The organism is Rhodococcus sp. AG1013 (assembly GCF_003350365.1).
Lineage (GTDB): Bacteria > Actinomycetota > Actinomycetes > Mycobacteriales > Mycobacteriaceae > Prescottella.
In genome coordinates, this window is sequence record NZ_QQAT01000016.1 from 95,796 (window position 1) to 116,922 (window position 21,127).

The following is a 21,127-nucleotide window of genomic DNA, read 5'->3' on the forward strand; positions in this document are numbered from 1 at the left end:
CCGATCGCCGATCCGGGGTCGCCCACGAAGTCGACCCCGGATCGCGTTGTGTTACTTGGATTCCGGCGGCAGCATCGCCTTCGATGCGGCCTGGGCGGCGAGCAGCAGTTCGGCCCGGTTGCCACCACTGCGCTTCTCCACCGCGCCCTCGTTGCCCTTCGCGACCACCACCGGGCCGTTCGACAGGTTTGCGAGAGCCTGCGCCGCCACGTCCGCGGGCTCGGAGACGTTCAGGCCGGGGATGTCCATGTTCAGCCCGGCGCGGGCCATCGCGGGGGTCCGGGTGACACCGAGGACCATCTCGAGGACGTCGACGTCGTACTCGCGCATCTCGAGCCACAGGCCCTCGGCGAAGGTGCGGCAGAACGACTTCACACCTGCGTAGATGCTGATCTGGGCGGAGCCGAGGAATCCCGCCATCGAACCGACCAGCAGGAGACCGCCGCGCCGGCGGTCCTTCATCGGTGCGCCGAAGTGCTGGACGAGCTCGAGCTGGCCGGTGATGTTGAGATCGATGACCTGCTGGAAGCGGTCGAGGTCGCCGGTGACGAACTCGTGGCCGTAGGTGTTGGCGCCGGCGTTGTAGACCAGCAGTCCCACCTCGAGATCGTCGGTGGCACTGCGGATCTGGTCGAGCATGTCCGCCGCGGTCAGATCCACGGACAGCGTCCGGACCTCGACGCCCTTGGCTCGGGCCTTCTCCGAGGTCGCCTCGAGCGGCTCCGGCTTGCGCGCCAGCAGCACCAGGTTCAGACCGGCCTCCGCGAGTTGGACGGCGAACTCCTCGCCGACGCCCTCCGAGCCGCCCGCGATGACGGCCCACGGCCCGTACTTGGTCTTGTCGATCATGTATCGATCTCCTCGTCGTTCGTATCCTGTGCGACAGCATCTTTCGTGGAACTGTCCGCGACCCGGTGGGCGCCGGCAACGGCGCAAGGCGGGTCGAGCACTGCGAGTATCCGTCGACGTGGCCTGGATCACATCGCCGATTCCACCGGCCGGGACTTTCCGGACCGATCGGCTCGAGGCTGCTGCGGACGCGACTACGCCGCGATCAGCCGTTCCTGCTCCGGCGTCAGCGGGTTCGCGGCAGCCTCCTCCGGGCTCGGGAACCGGCCGGGATCGCCCGCCCGCAACCGCGCCATCGACAGCTTCATCGGGGCGGCGAGGTAGCGGGCGCGCTCGTCGTCGTCGGCGGCCATCACCGTGACCGTCAGCATCGCGTACGGCTCGTCGAGTACCTCCGACGGCCGGAACGATTCCCGGTACACGCGCAGTGCCGGCATCGTCTGGGCGGGGGAGAAGTGCCGGGCGAGCGCGAACGGCAGACCGAGGATCCCGGCGACCTGCGCGCTGTACGTGCTCGAGCCGAGCAGCCACACCGCGACCTTCGCGCCCAGCCCCGGGACGGCGGTGATCGCCGCGTACGGGTGGTCGGCGGGGAAGTCGTCGTCGAAGAACGCGCGCAGGTGCGCGAGCTGCTGCGGGAACTCGTCGGCGCCCAGCGCGTCGGCTTGGCGGCGCAGCGCGTGCGCGGTCACCTGGTCGGTGCCGGGTGCGCGGCCGATGCCGAGGTCGATCCGCTCCGGGTACAGGGCGTCGAGCGTGCCGAACTGCTCGGCCACCACCAGCGGTGCGTGGTTGGGCAGCATCACGCCGCCGGAGCCGACGCGAATGGAATCGGTTACTGCCGCGACCTGGCCGATCATCACCGCGGGTGCCGAACTGGCGATGCCGGGCATGGAGTGGTGTTCGGCGAGCCAGAACCGGTGGTAGCCGAGTTCCTCGGCGCGTCGAGCCAGCTCGAGCGTGTTGCGGAGGGCCTGGCCGACGGTGGAACCCTCGGCGATGGGGGACAGGTCGAGTACGGAAAGCTTCGGCATCACCCCGACGGCAACCCGTTTGCATTGCGAATCGTTCCGGTCTCGTTCCGGTCGACGGTGGTCAGTCGCGGACGAGTCGGAAGAACCGCGGCTCTGTCTTCGCGAGGATTACCGGCGCGGCCGTGGTGTCCATGGCGTCGTCCCCGACGACGGTCCACTTGCCGAGCGCCCGCTCGACGTCGGAGCGGGACGCGCCGCGTGGCAGTGGACCTCGGTGGCCGGGCGAGAACGAGAACATCAGCAACTGCGCGCCGGATTCGGTGACAGCGGTCAGGCCGTTGCCGTACACCCTGCGCTGCGCCTCACCGAGCCCGTGGAAGCAGCCGACGTCGAGCGCCAGGGCGTACCCGCTGTCCACGTACGCGGGCAGATTCGTGACGTCGCCGAGCACGAACGTCACATCCGCGTTCGCGATCGGCAGCTTGGCGCGGGCCCGCTCGATCGCGAGCGGGACGGTGTCGACGGCGGTGACCGACCACCCGCGGATCGCCAACTCGATGGCATGGTCGCCCGTGCCGCAGCCGAGGTCGAGGGCCTTCGCGGCGGTCGCGTCGGTCGGGGCAGGTGCTGCGTCGAACAGTTGGCCCAGTTGGTCCCCGAAGACACTGCGCCCGGCGTTCTCCCACGGTGTGAAGCCGAGCCGATACGCCAGCCGGTACCCGAGGTTCATTGCCCGCCCCTTCCGGGAGATCAGACCACCTGGATCGAACGTATGCCTGCCCGTGCGCGCCGCGCAACGACATCGCGGTGTCCACGTTCTGGGACGCCGGGAACATGTCGGCGCGCCGCCGTGGTTGCCCCGATATGACCTCCACAAGTTCTGTACCTGCCGTTGCTCTCCATGACGGCAACACGATTCCGCAACTGGGCTTCGGGGTGTTCCAGGTGCCCGACGATCAGGCGTACGACGCCGTCGGTGAGGCGCTACGGGTGGGGTATCGCAGCATCGACACCGCCCGCATCTACGACAACGAGGCCGGTACCGGACGTGCCCTCGCCGACTCCGGCGTCGCCCGCGACGACCTGTTCGTCACCACGAAGCTGTGGAACGACGACCAGGGTTACGACTCGACGCTGCGCGCGTTCGACGACAGCCTCGCGCGAATGGGACTCGAGTACCTCGACCTGTACCTCATTCACTGGCCGGCCCCGGCGAAGGGCAGGTATATCGACACGTTCAAGGCGCTCCAGCAGTTGAAGGCCGACGGGCGGGTGCGGTCGATCGGTGTCTCCAACTTCACCGCGGAGAATCTCGAGCGCCTGGTCGAGGAGGTCGGAGAGGCGCCCGTTCTCAATCAGATCGAACTGCACCCCGGCTTCGGGCAGGCGCACCTGCGCTCGGTCCACGCGGACATGGGCATCGTCACCGAGGCGTGGAGCCCGCTCGGACAGGGGACCACGATCGGCGACCCCACGATCGGTGCGATCGCCGAGGCACGCGGTCGCACCCCCGCGCAGGTGATCCTGCGCTGGCACCTGCAGTTGGGCAACGTGGTGATCCCCAAGTCGGTGACGCCCGAGCGGATCGCGAGCAATTTCGACGTGTTCGACTTCGAACTCACCGCCGACGACATGTTCGCGATCGGTTCCCTCGACTCCCCGGACGGTCGTCTCGGACCGGACCCGGCGACGTTCGGCTGACGGCGACTCGCGGCAGTGTTCCTGGTCACAGGCCTCGCAGGGCATTGCCGGTGAAGCCTCCACGGCCGTATATTCCACGCGGAATATTTGGCGCGGAAGTGGGGTGACAGGAATGCTGCCGCGATCAGTCACACCCCTCGGGGTGTCCGTCCTCGCGCTCCTGTTCGAGCGGCCCATGCATCCGTACGAGATGTACCAGCTCCTCGTCACCCGCCGGAAGGACCGGATCGTCAAGGTCCGGCCGGGCTCGCTGTACCACGCCGTCGACCGTCTCGAGCGCGACGGATTGGTGGCGGTGGTGGGCATCGAGAGGCAGGGCAACCGCCCCGAGCGGACCACCTACGAGATCACCCCGGCCGGACGTGCCGCGGTCCGTGAGCGCGTGGCCGAGATGGTGGAAGTCCCGGCCTCCGAGTACCCGCAGTTCACCCTCGGCCTGGCCGAGTTGCACAACCTCGGATCGGCTGAGGCCCTCGCGCTGCTGGAACGTCGGATCGCCGCGCTGGCAACCGAAATCGAGGAGCTCGATGCTTTCGCCGAGGCTGCTCGGGGGCGCGAGGTTCCCGACCTGTTCACCATCCCGTTCTCGTACACCCGGGCCATGGCACAGGCCGAACTCGACTGGCTGCGCGCGTTCGCGGCCCGGGTCCACAGCGGTGAGATCCCGTGGGTGACCGACGAACACCTCGAAATCTTGAAACGTGCGGACCAGCTACGTGCGGACCAGAAACTCGCAGATCAGAAGGGCAACCAATGAAAACCGAAGTCAAGCCCTGGCCGGCCCTGTGGGCCCTGTGTCTGGGGTTCTTCATGATCCTGGTCGACAGCACGATCGTCGCGGTCGCCAACCCGGTCATCACCGCCGAACTGGACGCCGACGTCAACGCGGTCATCTGGGTGACGAGCGCCTACCTGCTCGCGTACGCGGTGCCGCTGCTGGTGACCGGTCGGCTCGGTGACCGGTTCGGCCCCAAGAACATGTACCTCATCGGCCTGGTCGTGTTCACCCTCGCGTCCCTGTGGTGCGGCCTGTCCGGCGGCATCGAGATGCTGATCGTCGCCCGCGTCTTCCAGGGCCTCGGCGCGGCGATGATGACGCCGCAGACAATGGCCGTCATCACACGAATCTTCCCGCCGGACAAGCGCGGAGCCGCGATGGGCCTGTGGGGCTCGGTGGCCGGCGTCGCGACTCTGGTGGGTCCGATCCTCGGTGGAGTCCTCGTCGACAACCTCGGCTGGGAGTGGATCTTCATCGTCAATGTCCCCGTCGGTGTCGTCGCGTTCGTGCTCGCGTGGCGTCTGGTCCCGGTGTTGCCGACCAGCAACCACAAGTTCGACCTGGTCGGTGTCGCGCTCAGCGCGATCGGCCTGTTCTGCATCGTCTTCGGCCTGCAGGAGGGCAACTCCTACGACTGGGACGCACGGACCTGGGTGCTGATCGGTGTCGGCGTCGTGGTCATGATCGCGTTCGTGTGGTGGCAGAGGGTCAATCGCAGCGAACCGCTGGTACCGCTCGCCCTGTTCCGCGATCGGAACTTCTCGGTCGCCAACCTCGGCATCATGACGATGGGCTTCTCCATCACCGCAGTCATGTTGCCGTTCATGTACTACGCGCAGAGCGTCACCGGTCTGTCGCCGACGCGGTCGGCCCTGCTGATGGCACCGATGGCGATCGTCACCGGCATCCTCGCCCCGTTCGTCGGACGGCTCGTCGACAAGGCGCATCCGCGCTTCATCGCGGGACCGGGCTTCCTGACGTTCGCCCTCGCCACCGCCTGGTTGGCGACGCGACTGACCCCGACCACGCCGATCTGGCAGATCCTGGTCCCGATGGCCGTCATCGGTGCCTCCAACGCATTCATCTGGGCTCCGGTCTCCGCGACCGCGACCCGGAACCTGCCCATGGCGCATGTCGGTGCCGGTTCGGGCGTCTACAACACCACCCGCCAGGTCGGAGCCGTGCTCGGTAGCGCCGCGATGGGCGCGTTGATGACGTCGCGGATCACGGCCGAGCTGTCCTCGGTCGGAATCAGCGGCGGTGCCTCGGCAGGCGAGGGCCACTTCATGGGCGGACAGCTGCCCGAGATGGTCCGCGAACCGTTTGCGACCGCGATGGCCCAGTCGGCGATGCTGCCCGCGGCCGTGCTGATGCTCGGCTTCGCCGTCGTGCTGTTCTTCGTCAATCCGCGCAAGGGCGAGCCGGTGCGCGAGGTCGTGGCCGACACCGAGTCGGCCGCTACTCCCAGCTGACGGATTCGGTCGTCGTTCCGGCCGTCGACGGTGCTTTCGCACCGGCGGCGGCCGGAGCCGTCTCTGTGGGCAGCGTCTGCAACTGTCCGAGCCGGCTCAGGATCCGGTCGATGTCGACGGGCAGATACTCGGCGCCGGCGAGCGAGTCGACCGTTCGGGCGGCGAGGAACGTCACCTCGACGTCGCGGTCGTACAGGACGTCGACGAGATTGGCGAAGCGTTGCGCCGGTTCACTTCCCGCGTGCACGAGATCGGGGATGTCGCTGATCACCCAGCGTTCGTGCCGTGCGGTGAGCTCCAGATAGTCCGCCGGCGCGGTGGTGTGGCCGCACAGGTCCGCGAAGTCGAACCACAGGCAGTGCGCGTCGGCGCGGAGCGCAACGAGCGGGTGCCCACACGGTGACATCGTCCGTCGTTCGGTCGGATCGGGGCGCTCGAGCCCGAGCAGAGCGAGTTGCTCAGCGTCTGCAGGGACCACCCAGTGCCCGGCCGCGAATCCGGCGGCGTGGTCCGAGCCGGTGCGATAGTCACGGGGCCCGTCGACCGCGACGACGGCCAGCGACCGTTCGATCAACTCGATGGTCGGAACGAAAGCGTCGTGGAACAGCGGATTGGGCATCAGGCGGTGCGGCGGATAGTTCGACGTCACCACGAGGGTGACGTCGCGGGCGAGGAGCGCGGGCAGCAGTCGCGCGACGAATGTGGCATCGCCGACGTCGTGGACGTGGAACTCGTCGAAGCACAGCACCCGGACGTCACGGAGCAGGTCGTCGAGCGCGGCGTCGAGGTTGTGGCCGCGTCGGCGGATGGCGACGTGGAGGTCGCGGAAGAACTCGTGGAAGTGCACGCGCAGTTTGTGCTCCGTCGGCAGGCCGTCGAAGTACGTGTTCAACAGCCAGCTCTTCCCGCGGCCTACGGGTCCCCACAGATACACGCTGCGGCCGTCGGCTGCAATCAGGTCGGAGATCGCTTGCCGCTGAGCGTGATCGAGTGCGAATCCGCGATCGGCGGCCGCAGTCTCGAACACTGCGGCGGGAACGTGCAGGGCGGGGAGGGGCGCGCGCCGGAACCATCTCACGGCCGAAACTCTAGCATCGTAGAGTCTGGGAGAATGGGAGACATGAATCACCGTCCCTCACGCCGCGAATCGATCTGTGACGCCGCGCTCGAGCTCGCCGCCGAGGGCGGCAACCACGCCGTCACGCACCAGGCGATCGACAGGCGGCTCGGGCTCGCGAAGGGGTCCACGTCGTACTACTTCCGGACCCGTGATGCTCTGGTGGGTGCTGCGGTCCGGCGCCTGTCCGAGCGGTCTCGGCAGGCCTTTGTGGAAGCGCACGCCGTAGACGTGGACCTGTCGGTCGACAGTGCCGCCGATCTGATTGCCGGCCAGGTCGGTCTCTTGCTGACCGATCGACGCCGTGACGTCCTGGCGCGCTACGCGCTCGCCGTCGATGCAGCCGGCGACGAGGAGCTTCGACCTGCACTCGCTGGGTGTCTCTTCTCGGTGGAGAAGGCGACGGGGTTGATGGACGCACTCGGCGCGAGTGATCCGCGCATCGCGGCACACGACCTGGTCAGCCTGCTGGAGGGGCTGGTGTTCGACGCTCTGTACGGGTCTCGATCGGTGCTCGGCAGCGGATCGGCGTTGGGCGCCGATCGGCTTCGGTCGACGGTCCGGTTGTGGCTGGCCGCGCTTGCCGAGTCCTGAAATGCAACCCGCTGTAGCCGGCACCCGGTTTGGGCGCCGGTTACAGCGTCATGCGGCGAGTGGTCCTGCGCGATTGTGCGCCGGGATGGGCTTCTTGTAGGGGTCGACCGAACTCGGTGGGGTGAACCACGGGTGGCGGTCGGTGCCGATCTCGACTTCCCAGTGCGAGTGGTGGAGTAGTCGGTGGTGGTAGCGGCACAGGAGTACGAGGTTGTCGAGGTCGGTGGGTCCGCCGTCGGCCCAGTGTTTGACGTGGTGGCCTTCGCAGTGTGCGGGTGGTGCGCCGCAGCCGGGGAAGGCGCAGCCGTTGTCGCGGGCGACGAGGGCTCGGCGTTGTTTCTTCGACACGGTGCGGGTGGTGCGGCCGAGGTCGAGTGGTACCCCGTCCTTCATGACGATCGGGGTGAGGTCGCAGTCGCAGGCGATGCGGCGGGCCGATTCGATGGTGAGCGGTCCCATCCAAGGCATCCACGCGACATCGGCGTCGTCGAACGGGTTTGAATCACCTGTGCCCCTGCCCCTGCCCGCGCCCGTGTTCACGCCCGCTCCTGCGCTTGCGTTCGCGCTCGCGCGGCGGGGTGACTGCTCGTCACTGCCGGCTTGTTGGTCGTGACCGCTCGCTTTGGTGCGTGCGAGGTCTCGGGCGCTCACGTGCAGTGACAGGTGCGGCCGTTCGCCGCCTTCGATGGGGGCCGCGCCGGAGTTGAGGTAGTGCCGCAGGACGTCGGTGAACGCTTCGGCGCGCTGTTGTCCGGGGGTGCGCATGCCGGCGGGGTCGTCGACCGGGTTCCTCGGTTTGGTCAGTGCCGATAGTGCGGTGAGGAGCATTTCGCCTGTGACCGAGTCGAAGTCGCCCTTGACGGCGACGCGCCCGTTCAAAGTTTTGGAGGCGTGGAGTTCGTTGCGGTCGGTGTCTTCGCTGGCGGGCAGGTCGTCGGATTCGAAGATCCGCTCGAGTTTGGCGATGGTGCCGCGCAGGGTGTCGGTGGTGGCTGTGGTGCCGGTGGCGCAGTCCAGCAGCACGTTTCGGCACGAATCGAGGGCTTCGTCGGGCATGCCGCGGGGCGGGCGCTCACAGAACTTGGCGATCAACCCGGCGTGGTCGGCGGAGATGCGCAGATTGTCGTAGGCGTCGGCGATCTCGGGTTGGCGTCGGAGGGCTTTACCGAGGGCGAGGATCCGTGCGGCGGCGGGTACTTCGAGCAGGGTCGTCGATGCGAGCCAGAGCTTGACGCTGCGGAAGCCGATCGCGTCGAACGAGACTGCGCGCTCGTCGATTTCGGCGACAGCGGCGACGCGGAGTGTTTCGAGTCGTTCGATCTCGCGGGAGATGTCGACCGCGGCGGCGACGAGTTCGGATTCGGGGAGCGCGCGCACGTCGTCGGCGTGCAGCGGTAAGGCTGCTGCGCCTGGTTCGATGATTCCCCCCGGATTCATGCTGCAAGTCTAGTTCGAACTGATGTTCGAGTCAATGGATTTCTCGTGCGTCAGACTTTCTGGTAAGGGCGACAGCGTCTCGGGGAACAGCCGTCCGGCCCGGCCGAGCAGCGGAGCACGCTCGAGGAGCGGCGCCTGCGCAGCGAGAACGAGCAGCTGAAGCTGGCGTTGGCGGAGGCGGCGGTGCAACTGCGGATCTGGCAGCACAGCGCGAAGCTGGTCGATCAGGTCCTTTCCGGGACCTTGAATCCCTGAGAGAGGCGTCCGGGCTGCCAGTTTCGAGGTTCGCACCACTCGCGCAGATTCCCGAACGCACCTACCGGCGCCGCCTCGCCCGGCATCCCTGGGCCTTAGGATCGCGTGCATGGCTCTCGGTGCTGAACTGGTCGCACGCATCGAACGCGCGGTGGCCACCTACGGACCCGGTCGGCCCATTCCCTCCGGCGAGCTCCGGAACGGATTGAGCGCTCTGGGTCTCGTTCCCGACGCGGACTACGAGGAGTTCGTCGGCCGTTGGGGTGGCTGTTTCGTCAGTGTGCCCGTACACGCGTGGGACAACGCCTCGATCCTCGGGCGCGAGAGCAGCATCGAGTTGACCACCTGGGCGCGTGAGGCGTACGGAACCGTTGTCGACGGTGTCGTCATCGCCGACGACGGTTCCGGTAACCCGATCTGGATCGCTGCCGACGGAAGCGTTTGCCTCGTCGATCACGACAACGGTGGCGAAACAGTGGAACTCGCTCCCGATTTTCGAACTCTCCTCGCCGACAACGTCCACGATTGACCCGCCGAGGACGAATCGCGGATGCGACCCATCAGTACTGCGATGGCGACGACATCGGGTACTCCTGGCCTTCGAGGCGGAAGTCTGCGAAATCGAAGCCGGGAACGACGACGCAGCTGACGAGGCCGGCCTCGTCGTCGGCTGGGCGGGCCCGCTGCCATGTGCGTGGCGGCACCACGATCTGCGGGCTCTGCCCGTCCGCGATGTCGGGCCCGACGACGTGTGGGGTCACCGTGCCGGGTGTGTCACCGTCGCCGCCGAGCTCGAGGAGGATCGGACTACCGCGGTGGTACAGCCAGATCTCGCTGCCGCGCACACAGTGCCACGCCGACTGCTGTCCGGGCTCGAGCAGGAACAGGATCGCCGTCCCGGCGGAGCGTGCGCCGCCGTACATGTTCGGCAGCGCGACGCCCGGTAACTCGATATCGCTGCGCCACGTCTCGCGGTACCAGCCGCCTTCCGGATGGGGAACGAGGTTAAGCGAGCGTGCCCATGCGGGGAATTCGGTCACCAGACCATGATGAACCCAAAGTTCGCGGATCGCGAGCGAAGGTGCGCCAACGGTGGTGGAATGAGCCATGACCAATCCGAGCAGCGATTCGGCAGTCAACGTCGAGTCGGCAGTCATGGCGTTCATCTACGGTTTCGCTCCGGTGTTCAACCTGTCCCAAGTGCAACGATTCGTGACGACAGGGGTCGGGGCCAACGCGGCGGCCCCGTTCAATTCCTTCAGCCATGCGACGGATCTGGCGGGTCCCGAGGACACCTTCGTCTCGATCAACAACGACACCGTCTATTCGATTGCGCAACTCGATCTCGGTGTGGGGCCGCTCCTGCTGGACGTGCCCGACACGGCGGACGCGTACTTCGTCCTCCAGTTCGTCGATGCGTGGACCAACAACTTCGCGTACATCGGTAAGCGGGCGACCGGAACGCAGGCGGGAACCTACGTACTGGTTCCGCCGGGCTGGCCCGGCGAACTGCCGGCGGGTGCGACGCCCGTGCACTGCTCGACGCGCATCGTGTCGGTCGTCGGCCGGTGGGCGTGCGACGGACCCGGTGATCTGCCGCGGGTGCAGAAGCTGCAGGAGCAGACTTCACTCAGCGCGATGACGTCCACCGATCCGGAGGGGCTGCCGGAGCCGGATCCCGCAGTGCCGGAAGAGCTTCTGTTCTGGGAGAAGCTGCGGCTGTATCTGCAGGCCTTCCCACCGGCACCGCGCGACCTGGCGCTGCAACACGCCTTCGCGCCGCTGGGACTGCTCCAGACGGGACCGTCGCCCTACGTCGGCGCCGACCCGGCTCTCGCCCAGATCCTGATCGAGGGCGCCGCGCAGGGCCGCGCGAAGGTGGAGGACGCCTTGAAGTCGGGTGCCGGCGACGCCGTGGTGAACGGCTGGCACCAGACCTTCCACGTCTTCGACTACAACGACGACTTCTTCGAGATCGGGACGATCGACGCGCCGGAATGGCGAATCTCGGATCGTGCCAAGGCGATCGGGCTGCGTGCGGCGGCGGCGATGGGTGGGCTGTGGGGTAACCACGGGTACGAGGCTGCCTACAGTCCCATCTACACGGACTCCGAGGGCGACCAGTTGACCGGCGACCACACCTACACGATCACCTTCGCGCCCACCCCGCCGGTGGAGGCGTTCTGGTCGATCACCATGTACAGCATGCCGAACTACTACCTGGTGGCGAACCCGTTGGAGCGGTACTCGATCGGTGATCGCACCGACGGCCTCGTCTACGGCGAGGACGGTTCGCTCACGGTGACCCTGAGCGCGACCGAACCGGCCGACCCGACGGCGCGTGCGAATTGGCTTCCCACGCCGACGGGTTCGTTCCGGCCGTTGCTGCGCATGTACATCCCCGACGAGGCAGTGCTCGACGGCAGCTACCGGATACCGCCGATCGTGAAGTCCGACCGCGGCTGACTCACCCCTTCAGGTATTGCGTCAGCTCCCGGGCCGCGGCGCGCCCCGCGCGATTGGCTCCGATCGTGGAGGCCGACGGCCCGTAGCCGACCAGGTGCACGCGGGGATCGGCTGCCACCTGCGTCGCGAGCCGGCCGGTCATCGTGATGCCGCCGCCGGGGCCGCGTAGGCGCAGCGGTGCCAGGCGGTCGAGCGAGGACCGAAAACCGGTGCACCACAGGATGACGTCGGCGCGTTGCTCGGAGCCGTCGGGCCAGCGCACGCCGGGCCCGGTGATCTCGGCGAACATCGGCAGTCGGTCCAGTACGCCGCGTTCGCGCGCGGCCCGGATCGCGGGTGTGACGGGCAGTCCGGTCACCGACACCACCGATCCTGGCGGCAGTCCGCGGCGCACCCGGTCCTCGACGAGCGCTACTGCGGCCCTGCCGATCTCGGGCGTGAACGGTTCCTCGCGGAACTGTGGCTCCCGGCGGGTGACCCAGGTGGTGGTGGTGACGCAGGAGATCTCGTCGAGCAACTGCACCGCGGAGATGCCGCCGCCGACCACGATCACGTGCTGCCCCTCGAACTCGCGCGCCGACCGGTAGTCGCGGGTGTGCAACTGGCGTCCGGTGAACTGCTCGGCGCCGGTGACGGCGGGCACGAACGGACGCTCCCATGTGCCCGTCGCGTTGACGAGCCCGCGGGTCAGATAGGTGCCGTCGGGTGTCTCGACGGCCAGCCGCTCGCCGCGATCGCACACGACGGTGGCGTGCGTGGGGCGGTGGACGGGCAGCTCGAAGCGCTTCTCGTAGAGCCCGTAGTAGTGGGGGACGGCGTCGGCCGCCCGGACCGTGTCGGTGTCGGGCCCGAGGGTGTCCGCGAACGGCATCCCCGGGAGGTCGTGCACCCCGTTGACGGTCCGCAGCGTCAGCGACGGCCAGCGGAACTGCCACGCCCCGCCCGGTCCGGGCGCATGGTCGAGCACCACGAACTCCCGTTCGGGGGCGAGCCCGAAACGGCGCAGGTGGTACGCGGTGGACAGGCCCGCCTGCCCCGCCCCGATCACGACAACCTCGAGGTCGGTGTCCATCACGCTCCGATCTGTCATAGCCTGAATCTGCCGCAACGCCTCCGACGGGTCCGTTGTTCCATCGAACTCGGTGTGTCTGTGGATGCTGCGTGACAGGTACTGTTCGGAGCGCACCCGCCGGGGCCCGTCCACACGCGGACGGGGTCCCCGCACCCGAGAAAGCGAGTGGAGCCACATGATCGGGACCAGCCGTGACGGCCACGTAGTCACGCTCGAGCTACAGCGTCCGGATCGACGCAACGCCCTCAACTCCGAGTTGTGCATCGCGCTGCGCGAGGGCCTCGAGAAGGCGGTCGCGGAGGAGGCCCGGGTGGTGGTGCTCACCGGTCAGGGCACCGCGTTCTGTGCGGGTGCCGACCTGTCCGGCGACGTCTACGCCGAGGGATTCACCGACACGCTGCTCGAGATGCTGCACACCATCGACTCGATCCCGATCCCGGTGATCGCCGCGATCAACGGCCCCGCGATCGGGGCCGGTACCCAGCTCGCACTGGCGTCGGACCTGCGCGTGGTCGCGTCCGAGGCGCGGTTCGGGATCCCGGCGGCGAAGCTCGGGATCACGGTGGACAAGTGGACGGTGCGCCGGTTGGTGTCGCTCGTCGGCGGCGGACCGGCGCGGACCATGCTGCTCGGCGCCGAGATGCTCTCGGCGGAAGAGGCTTTCGCGCGCGGACTGGCGAACAAGATCGGTGACCTCGTCGCGGCGCAGGAGTGGGCGCGCACCATCGCGGAGCTCGCTCCGCTGTCGGTTCGGCACCTCAAGCTCGTTTTCAACGACGACGGGACCCGCGAGCCGCAGACCGAGGAGCAGCTCGCCGCGTTGTTCGCGGCCTGGGGCAGCGACGACGCGCAGGAGGCCCGCGCGGCCCGCGCGGAGAAGCGCGCACCGGAATTTCGGGGTAGGTAGAACCAGCGCAGGCAGGGGAGCGGAATGGTCATGATCGGCAGAGGTGTCCTGGTCGCGGCAGCGGCAGCGGCCGCGGGATGGGTGGCACGGGCCGCGTGGGGAGCGGTGCCGGCGCTGGGTGCGTCGCGAGCCGCGATCAAGCCGTATGCCGCGGCGTCTCCGCGGTACCGGGACAGCCGGTTCCACAACTCCGATCCCAGTTCATCCCTGCCGGCGGGCTCCCAGTCCGGGCTCGCGAAGGCGTTCCTCACACGCGGAACCACGGGACGCCCGCGCCGCGAGATCCCGCTCGCGACGCCTCTCGCGCCGGCCGCCGCGGGCGAACTCGCGGTGACGTGGTTCGGGCACTCGAGTGTGCTCGTCGAGGTCGACGGCCGTCGTGTACTGGCGGACCCCGTATGGAGCGAACGGGTTTCGCCGTCGTCCGTCGTGGGCCCGGCGCGCATGCATCCGGTGCCGATGTCGTTGGCGGACCTGCCCGCGATCGACGCCGTGGTGATATCGCACGACCACTACGACCACCTGGACCAGGCCACCGTCACCGCCCTCGCCCGCACACAGGAGACCGTGTTCGTGGTTCCGCTCGGGGTCGGGGCGCACCTGCGGCGCTGGAACGTCCCGGACGAACGGATCGTCGAACTCGACTGGGACGAGCAGGCCGAGGTTGCGGGACTGACCCTCACCTGTACCGAGGCCCGGCACTTCTCGGGCCGCGGGATCGCCCGCGACACGACGCTGTGGGCGTCCTGGGTGATCGCCGGGCCGCAGCGGAAGGTGTTCTTCGGCGGCGACTCGGGCTACACGCCGCGTTTCGCGGATCTGGGCCGCGCGCACGGGCCGTTCGACGTGACGCTGCTGCCGGTCGGCGCGTACGACGAGCGCTGGCCCGACATCCACATGAACCCGGAGGAGGCCGTGCGGACCCACCTCGACGTGGGCGGCGCGCTGCTGATCCCCATCCACTGGGCCACCTTCAATCTCGCCTTCCACCCGTGGGGTGAGCCGATCGCCCGCGTCGCGGATGCGGCCGCGGCGGCCGGAGTCACGATGGCGGTGCCCATGGTGGGGCAGCGCATCGACGCGCTCCGGCCGCCGACCCAGAAGACGTGGTGGGACGAACTGGGCTGACCCCGGCCCGGACGCGGGGCTACTTGCGGCGCAGGGCCGACACCAGCTTCCGGGTACCGCGCAGCAGTCCACCGTTGCAGATGTCGACGAAGGCCTGCGTCGCCTCGGGCGTGACGGCGCCCTGCGAGAGCATCGTCATCATCCGCGGCGGCAGCTCCTGCAGCGACCGTGCGAACAGCAGCGACAGCGGATCGTCCTCGTCGGTGGCCGGGATCATCGCCGCGACCTTCCGTCGCATCACCGTCGTCAGCAGTGTCGCCGCGGGGTGGCGGATGTCGGCGAGCGGGGTGTCGACGGTGTAGTGCCCGGGCGCGTCGACGACGTTGTCGGGCAGCGGGCGGCCGTACAGCTCGGCGAACGCGTCGCGGTCGAACACCGGTGACCCGTGATACCCGGCCGGGCCGGGTGCGAAGCCCGTGCGGTCCGACTCGAGCGTCACCGTCGCCGACGTCCGGATGTCGCGGGACGACGCTCCGACGCGGATCTCGAAATCGCCGGATTCGATCGACCAGTCGTCGACCGTCGTGTCCCAGAACGCGAATGCTCGGCGATCCAGTTGCACTGTGACGCGGCGTGATTCGCCCGGGACCAGGTGCACCTTGGTGAACCCGGCGAGTTCCTGATCGGGCCGGAAGACGGTGGACTCGACGTCCCGCACGTAAACCTGGACGACGTCGCTGCCCGGCCGGTCGCCGGTGTTGGTCACCCGGACGCTGACATCGAAGCGCTGCTCGGACGCGTCGTCGTTCTCCACTTCGATGATCTCGAGTTCGGTCCAGTCGAACGTCGTGTAGCTCAGTCCGTGGCCGAACGGGTAGCGGACGTCGACGTCGGCGGCGTCGTAGTAGCGGTACCCGACGTACACGCTCTCCCGATACTCCACCTGCGCCGGCCCCGCGGGCCACACGTGCACCGGGTTGTCGGTCACTCGCAGCGGGAACGTCTCGGCCAGTCGGCCGCCGGGCTCGGCGTCGCCGATCAGGACCCGGGCGACCGCGCTACCGGAGGCCTGTCCGCCGAGGTACCCCTCGAGGATCGCGGCGACGTCGTCGTGCCACGGCATCGTCACCGGGGCGCCGTTCGCGAGCACGACCACCACGCGCGGACAGGCCTCGGCGACCGCGGCGATCAGTGCGTCGTGACCGGCCGGCAGATCCAGGTTCGCGCGATCGACACCCTCGGTCTCGTAGCTGTCGGGCAGGCCCGCGAACACCACCGCGACGTCCGCCGCCCCGGCCACCCGGCGAGCCTCGTCGAGCAGCGCGGGTTCGGTGCGGCCCGAGCCGCGCACGTAGCCCGGCGCGTAGGACAGGCGGTCCGCGCCGACCTGCTCCGTCAGATCGGTCCATGCGTCGTCGACGCGATGCGGGTTGATCCCGGAGCTACCGGCGCCCTGGTAGCGCGGCTGCTTGGCGAACTCGCCGATCACGGCGATGCGTTCGGTGGAGCCGATCGGCAGCACGCCGTCGTTCGTCAGCAGCACCGTGCCCGCCTGCGCCGCACGCCGAGCGAGGGTGTGGTGGGCCGCGTGGTCGTAGCCCTTCTCTGCGGTGCGCGCCGGGGCCGTGCGCTCGATCAGCCGCCGCACCGACTCGGCGGCCCGGTCGAGGGCTGCGGCACTCAGTTCGCCGGTGCGCACCGCCTCGAGCACCGCGTCGTCGCCGCGCCCGCCGTAGCCGGGCATCTCCAGATCCAGGCCCGCCTCGAGGCAGGTGGACCGCCGGGTCACCGCGCCCCAGTCGGAGACGACCAGACCGTCGAACCCCCAGGCGTCGCGCAGGATGTCGGTCAGCAGGAAGCGGTGCTCGGCGCAGTGGGTGCCGTTCACCCGGTTGTAGGCCGCCATCACCGTCGCCGGCCGGGCCGCGACGACGGCGTGCTCGAAGCTCGCCAGGTAGATCTCCCGCAGCGCGCGGTCGTCGACGAGCGCGTCGACGCTGTAGCGGCGGAACTCCTGGTTGTTGACGGCGAAGTGCTTGAGGGAGGCGCCGACGCCGGCCGACTGCACGCCCCGGATCCAGGCCGCGGCCATCCGGGACGACAGGAACGGATCCTCCGAGAAGTACTCGAAGTTCCGCCCGCACAGCGCGCTGCGCTTGATGTTCGCGCCAGGGCCGAGCAGGACGCTGACGTCCTCGCTGCGGGCCTCGGCGCCGAGCGCGACACCGACCTCCTCGAGCAGTTCGACGTCCCACGTCGCCGCGAGGGCAGATGCGGTGGGAAAGCAGGTCGCCGGAACGGATTCCATGGCGTACCCGGCATCGGTGCGCTGCTTGCGGAGGCCGTGCGGCCCGTCGGTGAGCATGATGGCGGGCAGTCCCGTCCCGGCGGGAGCCTGGGTGTTCCAGAAGTCGGCACCCGATGTGAGGGATACCTGCTCGTGTGTCGTCATGTGACCAGCATGCCCGTGGCGCCTCACACAGCGGACTGTCTGTGGCAAACGGGACGGCTTGGAATAGCCTTCGTGTCATGGCAACGGACGACCCCACCGAAGGCGGCGCTGTCGGCACCCTCGAGACCGACCCCCGGCACATCGAGAACGGTCTCACGGCCGACGAGGTGGCGACGCGGGTCGCGAACGGGCAGACCAACGACGTTCCCGACCGAGCGAGTCGCTCGGTCAAGGACATCATCCGCTCGAACGTGTTCACCCGGATCAACGCGATCCTCGGTGTCCTGTTGATCATCGTGCTGTCGACGGGCTCGATCGTGGACGGAATGTTCGGTCTGCTGATCGTCGCCAACAGCGGGATCGGCATCATCCAGGAGATTCGCGCCAAACGAACCCTCGATCAGCTGGCGATCGTGAGCCAGGCCAAGCCGATCGTGCGCCGCGACGGCACGGCCGCCGCTCTCGCCCCGCGCGATGTGGTGCTCGACGACATCGTCGAGCTCGGGCCCGGCGACCAGATCGTGGTCGACGGCGTCGTGGTCGAGGCGTCGGCGCTCGAGGTGGACGAGTCCATGCTCACCGGCGAGGCCGACCCGGTGCACAAGCCGAACGGTTCGCTTGTGCTGTCGGGCAGCTTCGTCGTCGCCGGCAGCGGCGCCTACCGCGCGACCAAGGTGGGCCGGGACGCGTACGCCGCGAAGCTCGCCGAGGAAGCCAGCAAGTTCACGCTGGTGCACTCCGAACTGCGTTCGGGTATCGACAAGATCCTCAAGTTCATCACCTACCTGATGATTCCGGCGGGTCTGCTCATCATCTACAACCAGCTGTTCTCGAGCGGTCAGGACATCGGTCCCGCCCTCAACGGCATGGTCGCGGCGCTCGTGCCGATGGTCCCCGAGGGACTCGTGCTGATGACCTCGATCGCGTTCGCGGTCGGTGTCGTCAGGCTGGGTCAGCGCCAGTGCCTCGTCCAGGAGTTACCGGCCATCGAGGGCCTGGCCCGGGTCGACGTCGTGTGCGCGGACAAGACCGGCACGCTCACTGAGAACGGTATGCGGCTGTCCGAGGTGCGCACCGCCCGATCCGACGACACCCAGGCGTCGCGCGCACTCGCGGCGATGGCGGCCGACGATCCGCGCCCCAACGCGAGCATGCTCGCGATCAAGGAGGCGCTCTCCGACGATCCGGGCTGGGAGCCCACCGCGGTGGCACCGTTCTCGTCGGCGAAGAAGTGGAGCGGGCAGTCCTACGGCAACAACGGCAACTGGCTGCTCGGCGCCCCCGACGTCCTGCTCGACCCCGACAGCGACATGGCCCGGCAGGCCGAGGAGATCGGCGCCCAGGGCCTGCGCGTGCTGCTGCTCGGCAGCAGTGACCGGGCCGTCGACGCTGCGGACGCGCCCGGCGTCGTCACCCCGCGCGCCCTCGTGGTTCTCGACCAGAAGGTGCGCCCCGACGCCCGCGAGACCCTCGAGTACTTCGCGAGCCAGAAGGTGGATGTCAAGGTCATCTCGGGCGACAACGCCGTGTCGGTCGGTGCCGTCGCGAGCTCGCTGGGACTGGCCGGCGGCGAGCAGGCAATCGATGCCCGGCAGCTGCCCGAGGACCAGGACGAGCTGGCCGACGTGCTCGACGAGTCCACCACCTTCGGTCGCGTGCGACCCGATCAGAAGCGCGCCATGGTCGGCGCGCTGCAGTCGCGCGGGCACACGGTCGCGATGACCGGCGACGGCGTCAACGACGTGCTCGCACTCAAGGACGCCGACATCGGAGTCGCGATGGGCTCGGGCAGTCCCGCGACCCGTGCCGTTGCGCAGATCGTGCTGTTGGACAACAAGTTCGCGACCCTGCCGTACGTCGTCGGTGAGGGCCGGCGGGTGATCGGCAACATCGAGCGCGTCTCGAATCTATTCCTGACCAAGACCGTGTACTCGGTGCTGCTGGCGTTCCTCATCGGCATCTCCGGCGTGGTGGCACAGATCTTCGGTTTCGATCCGCTGCCGTACCCGTTCCTGCCGCGGCACGTGACGATCGCGGCCTGGTTCACGATCGGTATCCCGGCATTCATCCTGTCGCTCGCACCCAACAACGAGCGCGCCCGCAGCGGGTTCGTCGGGCGGGTCATGCGGTTGGCGATCCCGTCCGGCGTCATCATCGGCGTCGCGACGTACGTGTCGTACCTGCTCGCCTACAAGGGCGTGAATGCCACCGAACAGGAGGTGGAGCAGGCCGGCACCACCGCTCTCATAACCCTCATCATGATCGCGCTGTGGGTGCTGGCCGTGGTCGCCCGCCCGTACACGTGGTGGAAGATCGTGCTGCTCGTGGGCTCGGTGCTCGGGTACGTCGTCCTGTTCGGATTCGATTTCACCCGCGAGTTCTTCAAGCTGGATCCCTCCAACGTGGCGGCCACGACCGGTGCGCTCGGGATCGGGCTGGTCGGTGTCGTGTTGGTCGAGATCGCCTGGTGGGTGACCGGCCGGATCCACGGTGAGCACCGGCGCCTGTTCGCGTCGAGCGACGATCTTCCCGGCGTGCACGCAGCGTGATCGGAGGGTGACACGACGGTTCCCGAGTGCGTCTCGGGAACCGTCGGACCGGCTGTTCGAACTATGTTGCGCAATCCCGACAAATTCCGTGATCTCTGTCGTAAAGTCCACCGCGCAGACACGACGGACCAATGGATTTCGGTCGGGATGAAGGGGACAGCCATTTCAGCGCAACTGTTGTCGGAGAAGCATGCCGAAGTGATTCGGGCGACGTTGCCCGTGGTGGGCGAGAACATCGGCGCCATCACTGGGCTGTTCTACACCAAGCTGTTCGATGCGGCTCCGGCGCTCGAGCGCGACGTGTTCAACAGGAGCAATCAGGCTCGGGGCGAACAGCAGAAGGCGTTGGCCGGTTCCATCGCCAATTTCGCGACGCTTCTGATCTCGGAGACCGACGAGGATCCTCGTACGACGATCGGTCGGATCGCGCACAAGCATGCTTCGCTCGGCGTGAGCGAACCCCAGTACGACGTGGTGCACACTTTCCTGTTCGAGGCCATCGTGGAGGTGCTCGGCGACGCGGTGACTCCCGAGGTCGCGGAAGCGTGGGACGCCGTGTACTGGCTCCTGGCCAATGCCCTGATCGACGCCGAGAAGCAGCTCTACAAGGACGCCGACGTCGACCCCGACACCGTCCTGCGAGAGGTTCAGGTCCTGGAGGTCGTCAGGCGTACCGAGGACGTGGTCTCGCTCGTCCTCGATGCCAGTGGGTTCCAGGAGCCCGTTCCCGGTCAGTACCTGTCGATCGGCGTGGAACTGCCCGACGGCGCGCGTCAGATCCGCCAGTACTCCATCGTCGACTTCGGCAACGGCAGGATCGAGGTGGCGGTCAAGCGGGACAAGAGCGATCCGCGGGGCGAGGTGTCCAACTTCGTCCATGACCATGTCGCCGGGGGATCCACGGTGATCGCGTCGCCGCCCTTCGGCGATGTCGCCCTCCCCGAGGGCGCCGGCCGAGTCTTCTTGCTGTCCAAGGGCATCGGCAACGCCCCGTTCGTCGGGATTCTCCACGGTATGGTCGCCCAGGGCCGGAAGAATCCGGTTGTCGTGATCCATGCCGATCCGGACAGCGCATCCCACGCCTTCGCCGACACCACCACGGACCTGGTCGAGAAGCTGGGTGGGGAACACGTCTTCTGCTACTCGGAGTCCGACGACACATTCGCTCGAGCGATCGAGGACCTCGCCGTCGAGGACACCGACAGCGCTCTCATCTGTGGCTCGGTGGACTTCGTCGCCGCCACCCACAAGCTGCTCGACGTCGCCGGCGTCGCGGACTCCCGGATCCATTACGAGGTCTTCGGGCCGGATTCCTGGCTCCGATCCTGATCACTCCATAGGCGTGAATACGTGGTGGGGCCATTCCCGTATGGCCCCACCCGTATTCTGTTCAGCCCTTTACAGCAGGGGTGGAAGCTCTTTGTGGCAGAGAACGA

The 21,127-nt window shown here is 68.2% G+C and carries 18 protein-coding genes; 10 read left to right on the plus strand and 8 right to left on the minus strand.

Annotation, left to right across the window (positions count from 1 at the left end; genetic code table 11):
• Nucleotides 1-51 precede the first annotated feature (51 nt).
• The 3 genes from DEU38_RS19110 to DEU38_RS19120 all read right to left on the minus strand — a co-directional run bounded on the left by DEU38_RS19110 (nucleotide 52) and on the right by DEU38_RS19120 (nucleotide 2,553).
• Complete coding sequence (locus tag DEU38_RS19110) at nucleotides 52-849, minus strand: SDR family oxidoreductase (RefSeq protein WP_114722966.1); 798 nt, start codon at nucleotides 847-849, stop codon at nucleotides 52-54.
• 194 nt (nucleotides 850-1,043) lie between these two features.
• On the minus strand, nucleotides 1,044-1,883 hold the full coding sequence (locus DEU38_RS19115) for an LLM class flavin-dependent oxidoreductase (RefSeq protein WP_114722967.1): 840 nt from the start codon (nucleotides 1,881-1,883) through the stop codon (nucleotides 1,044-1,046).
• 61 nt (nucleotides 1,884-1,944) lie between these two features.
• Nucleotides 1,945-2,553: a class I SAM-dependent methyltransferase gene (locus tag DEU38_RS19120; RefSeq protein WP_114722968.1), complete on the minus strand. Its 609-nt coding sequence runs from the start codon at nucleotides 2,551-2,553 to the stop codon at nucleotides 1,945-1,947.
• Between the two features lie 134 nt (nucleotides 2,554-2,687).
• Here DEU38_RS19120 and DEU38_RS19125 point away from each other — a divergent pair, with 134 nt between their 5' ends.
• The 3 genes from DEU38_RS19125 (at nucleotide 2,688) to DEU38_RS19135 (ending at nucleotide 5,774) form a co-directional block, all read left to right on the plus strand.
• Nucleotides 2,688-3,524: an aldo/keto reductase gene (locus DEU38_RS19125; RefSeq protein WP_114722969.1), complete on the plus strand. Its 837-nt coding sequence runs from the start codon at nucleotides 2,688-2,690 to the stop codon at nucleotides 3,522-3,524.
• 112 nt (nucleotides 3,525-3,636) lie between these two features.
• Nucleotides 3,637-4,281: a PadR family transcriptional regulator gene (locus DEU38_RS19130; protein ID WP_114722970.1), complete on the plus strand. Its 645-nt coding sequence runs from the start codon at nucleotides 3,637-3,639 to the stop codon at nucleotides 4,279-4,281.
• Complete coding sequence (locus DEU38_RS19135) at nucleotides 4,278-5,774, plus strand: DHA2 family efflux MFS transporter permease subunit (protein WP_114722971.1); 1,497 nt, start codon at nucleotides 4,278-4,280, stop codon at nucleotides 5,772-5,774. The genes DEU38_RS19130 and DEU38_RS19135 overlap by 4 nt, the downstream gene beginning before the upstream one ends.
• Here DEU38_RS19135 and zapE read toward each other — a convergent pair.
• Nucleotides 5,761-6,852: a cell division protein ZapE gene (gene zapE, locus DEU38_RS19140; RefSeq protein WP_258558004.1), complete on the minus strand. Its 1,092-nt coding sequence runs from the start codon at nucleotides 6,850-6,852 to the stop codon at nucleotides 5,761-5,763. The two genes, DEU38_RS19135 and zapE, sit on opposite strands and share 14 nt — an antisense overlap.
• Before the next feature lie 42 nt (nucleotides 6,853-6,894).
• Between zapE and DEU38_RS19145 the strand changes: the two genes are divergently transcribed.
• On the plus strand, nucleotides 6,895-7,485 hold the full coding sequence (locus DEU38_RS19145; protein ID WP_114722972.1) for a TetR/AcrR family transcriptional regulator: 591 nt from the start codon (nucleotides 6,895-6,897) through the stop codon (nucleotides 7,483-7,485).
• Nucleotides 7,486-7,533: 48 nt separating this feature from the next.
• On the opposite strand, the gene DEU38_RS19150 is transcribed toward DEU38_RS19145, so the two are convergent.
• Nucleotides 7,534-8,922, minus strand: coding sequence for an HNH endonuclease signature motif containing protein (locus tag DEU38_RS19150; RefSeq protein WP_114722973.1), 1,389 nt, complete (start codon nucleotides 8,920-8,922; stop codon nucleotides 7,534-7,536).
• 364 nt (nucleotides 8,923-9,286) lie between these two features.
• On the opposite strand from DEU38_RS19150, the gene DEU38_RS19160 reads away from it, so the two are divergent.
• Nucleotides 9,287-9,706: an SMI1/KNR4 family protein gene (locus DEU38_RS19160; RefSeq protein WP_114722975.1), complete on the plus strand. Its 420-nt coding sequence runs from the start codon at nucleotides 9,287-9,289 to the stop codon at nucleotides 9,704-9,706.
• Nucleotides 9,707-9,737: 31 nt separating this feature from the next.
• On the opposite strand, the gene DEU38_RS19165 is transcribed toward DEU38_RS19160, so the two are convergent.
• Complete coding sequence (locus DEU38_RS19165; protein ID WP_114722976.1) at nucleotides 9,738-10,217, minus strand: cupin domain-containing protein; 480 nt, start codon at nucleotides 10,215-10,217, stop codon at nucleotides 9,738-9,740.
• A gap of 67 nt (nucleotides 10,218-10,284) precedes the next feature.
• Here DEU38_RS19165 and DEU38_RS19170 point away from each other — a divergent pair, with 67 nt between their 5' ends.
• Nucleotides 10,285-11,643 carry a DUF1254 domain-containing protein gene (locus DEU38_RS19170; protein ID WP_114722977.1) on the plus strand — a complete coding sequence of 453 codons (1,359 nt, stop codon included), beginning with the start codon at nucleotides 10,285-10,287 and terminating at the stop codon, nucleotides 11,641-11,643.
• 1 nt (nucleotide 11,644) lies between these two features.
• Here the strand turns inward: DEU38_RS19170 and DEU38_RS19175 are convergent, their stop codons facing one another.
• A complete protein-coding gene (locus tag DEU38_RS19175; RefSeq protein ID WP_114722978.1) occupies nucleotides 11,645-12,715 on the minus strand; it encodes an NAD(P)-binding domain-containing protein in 1,071 nt (356 codons plus the stop codon).
• A 175-nt stretch (nucleotides 12,716-12,890) separates the two neighbouring features.
• Here DEU38_RS19175 and DEU38_RS19180 point away from each other — a divergent pair, with 175 nt between their 5' ends.
• Both DEU38_RS19180 and DEU38_RS19185 read left to right on the plus strand, forming a co-directional pair.
• Nucleotides 12,891-13,622, plus strand: coding sequence for an enoyl-CoA hydratase (locus tag DEU38_RS19180; protein ID WP_114722979.1), 732 nt, complete (start codon nucleotides 12,891-12,893; stop codon nucleotides 13,620-13,622).
• A 30-nt stretch (nucleotides 13,623-13,652) separates the two neighbouring features.
• Nucleotides 13,653-14,750: an MBL fold metallo-hydrolase gene (locus DEU38_RS19185; RefSeq protein WP_114723017.1), complete on the plus strand. Its 1,098-nt coding sequence runs from the start codon at nucleotides 13,653-13,655 to the stop codon at nucleotides 14,748-14,750.
• Between the two features lie 19 nt (nucleotides 14,751-14,769).
• Here DEU38_RS19185 and DEU38_RS19190 read toward each other — a convergent pair whose 3' ends face one another.
• Nucleotides 14,770-17,142, minus strand: coding sequence for a glycoside hydrolase family 3 C-terminal domain-containing protein (locus DEU38_RS19190; RefSeq protein ID WP_114722980.1), 2,373 nt, complete (start codon nucleotides 17,140-17,142; stop codon nucleotides 14,770-14,772).
• Between the two features lie 77 nt (nucleotides 17,143-17,219).
• Between DEU38_RS19190 and DEU38_RS19195 the strand changes: the two genes are divergently transcribed.
• Together DEU38_RS19195 and DEU38_RS19200 are read left to right on the plus strand one after the other, a co-directional pair.
• Nucleotides 17,220-19,691, plus strand: a complete 2,472-nt coding sequence (locus tag DEU38_RS19195; protein ID WP_114722981.1) for an HAD-IC family P-type ATPase — start codon at nucleotides 17,220-17,222, stop codon at nucleotides 19,689-19,691.
• Nucleotides 19,692-19,889: 198 nt separating this feature from the next.
• The gene (locus DEU38_RS19200; protein WP_258558007.1) at nucleotides 19,890-21,020 is read left to right on the plus strand and encodes a globin domain-containing protein; all 1,131 of its coding nucleotides are present in this window, start codon (nucleotides 19,890-19,892) and stop codon (nucleotides 21,018-21,020) included.
• Nucleotides 21,021-21,127 lie beyond the last annotated feature (107 nt).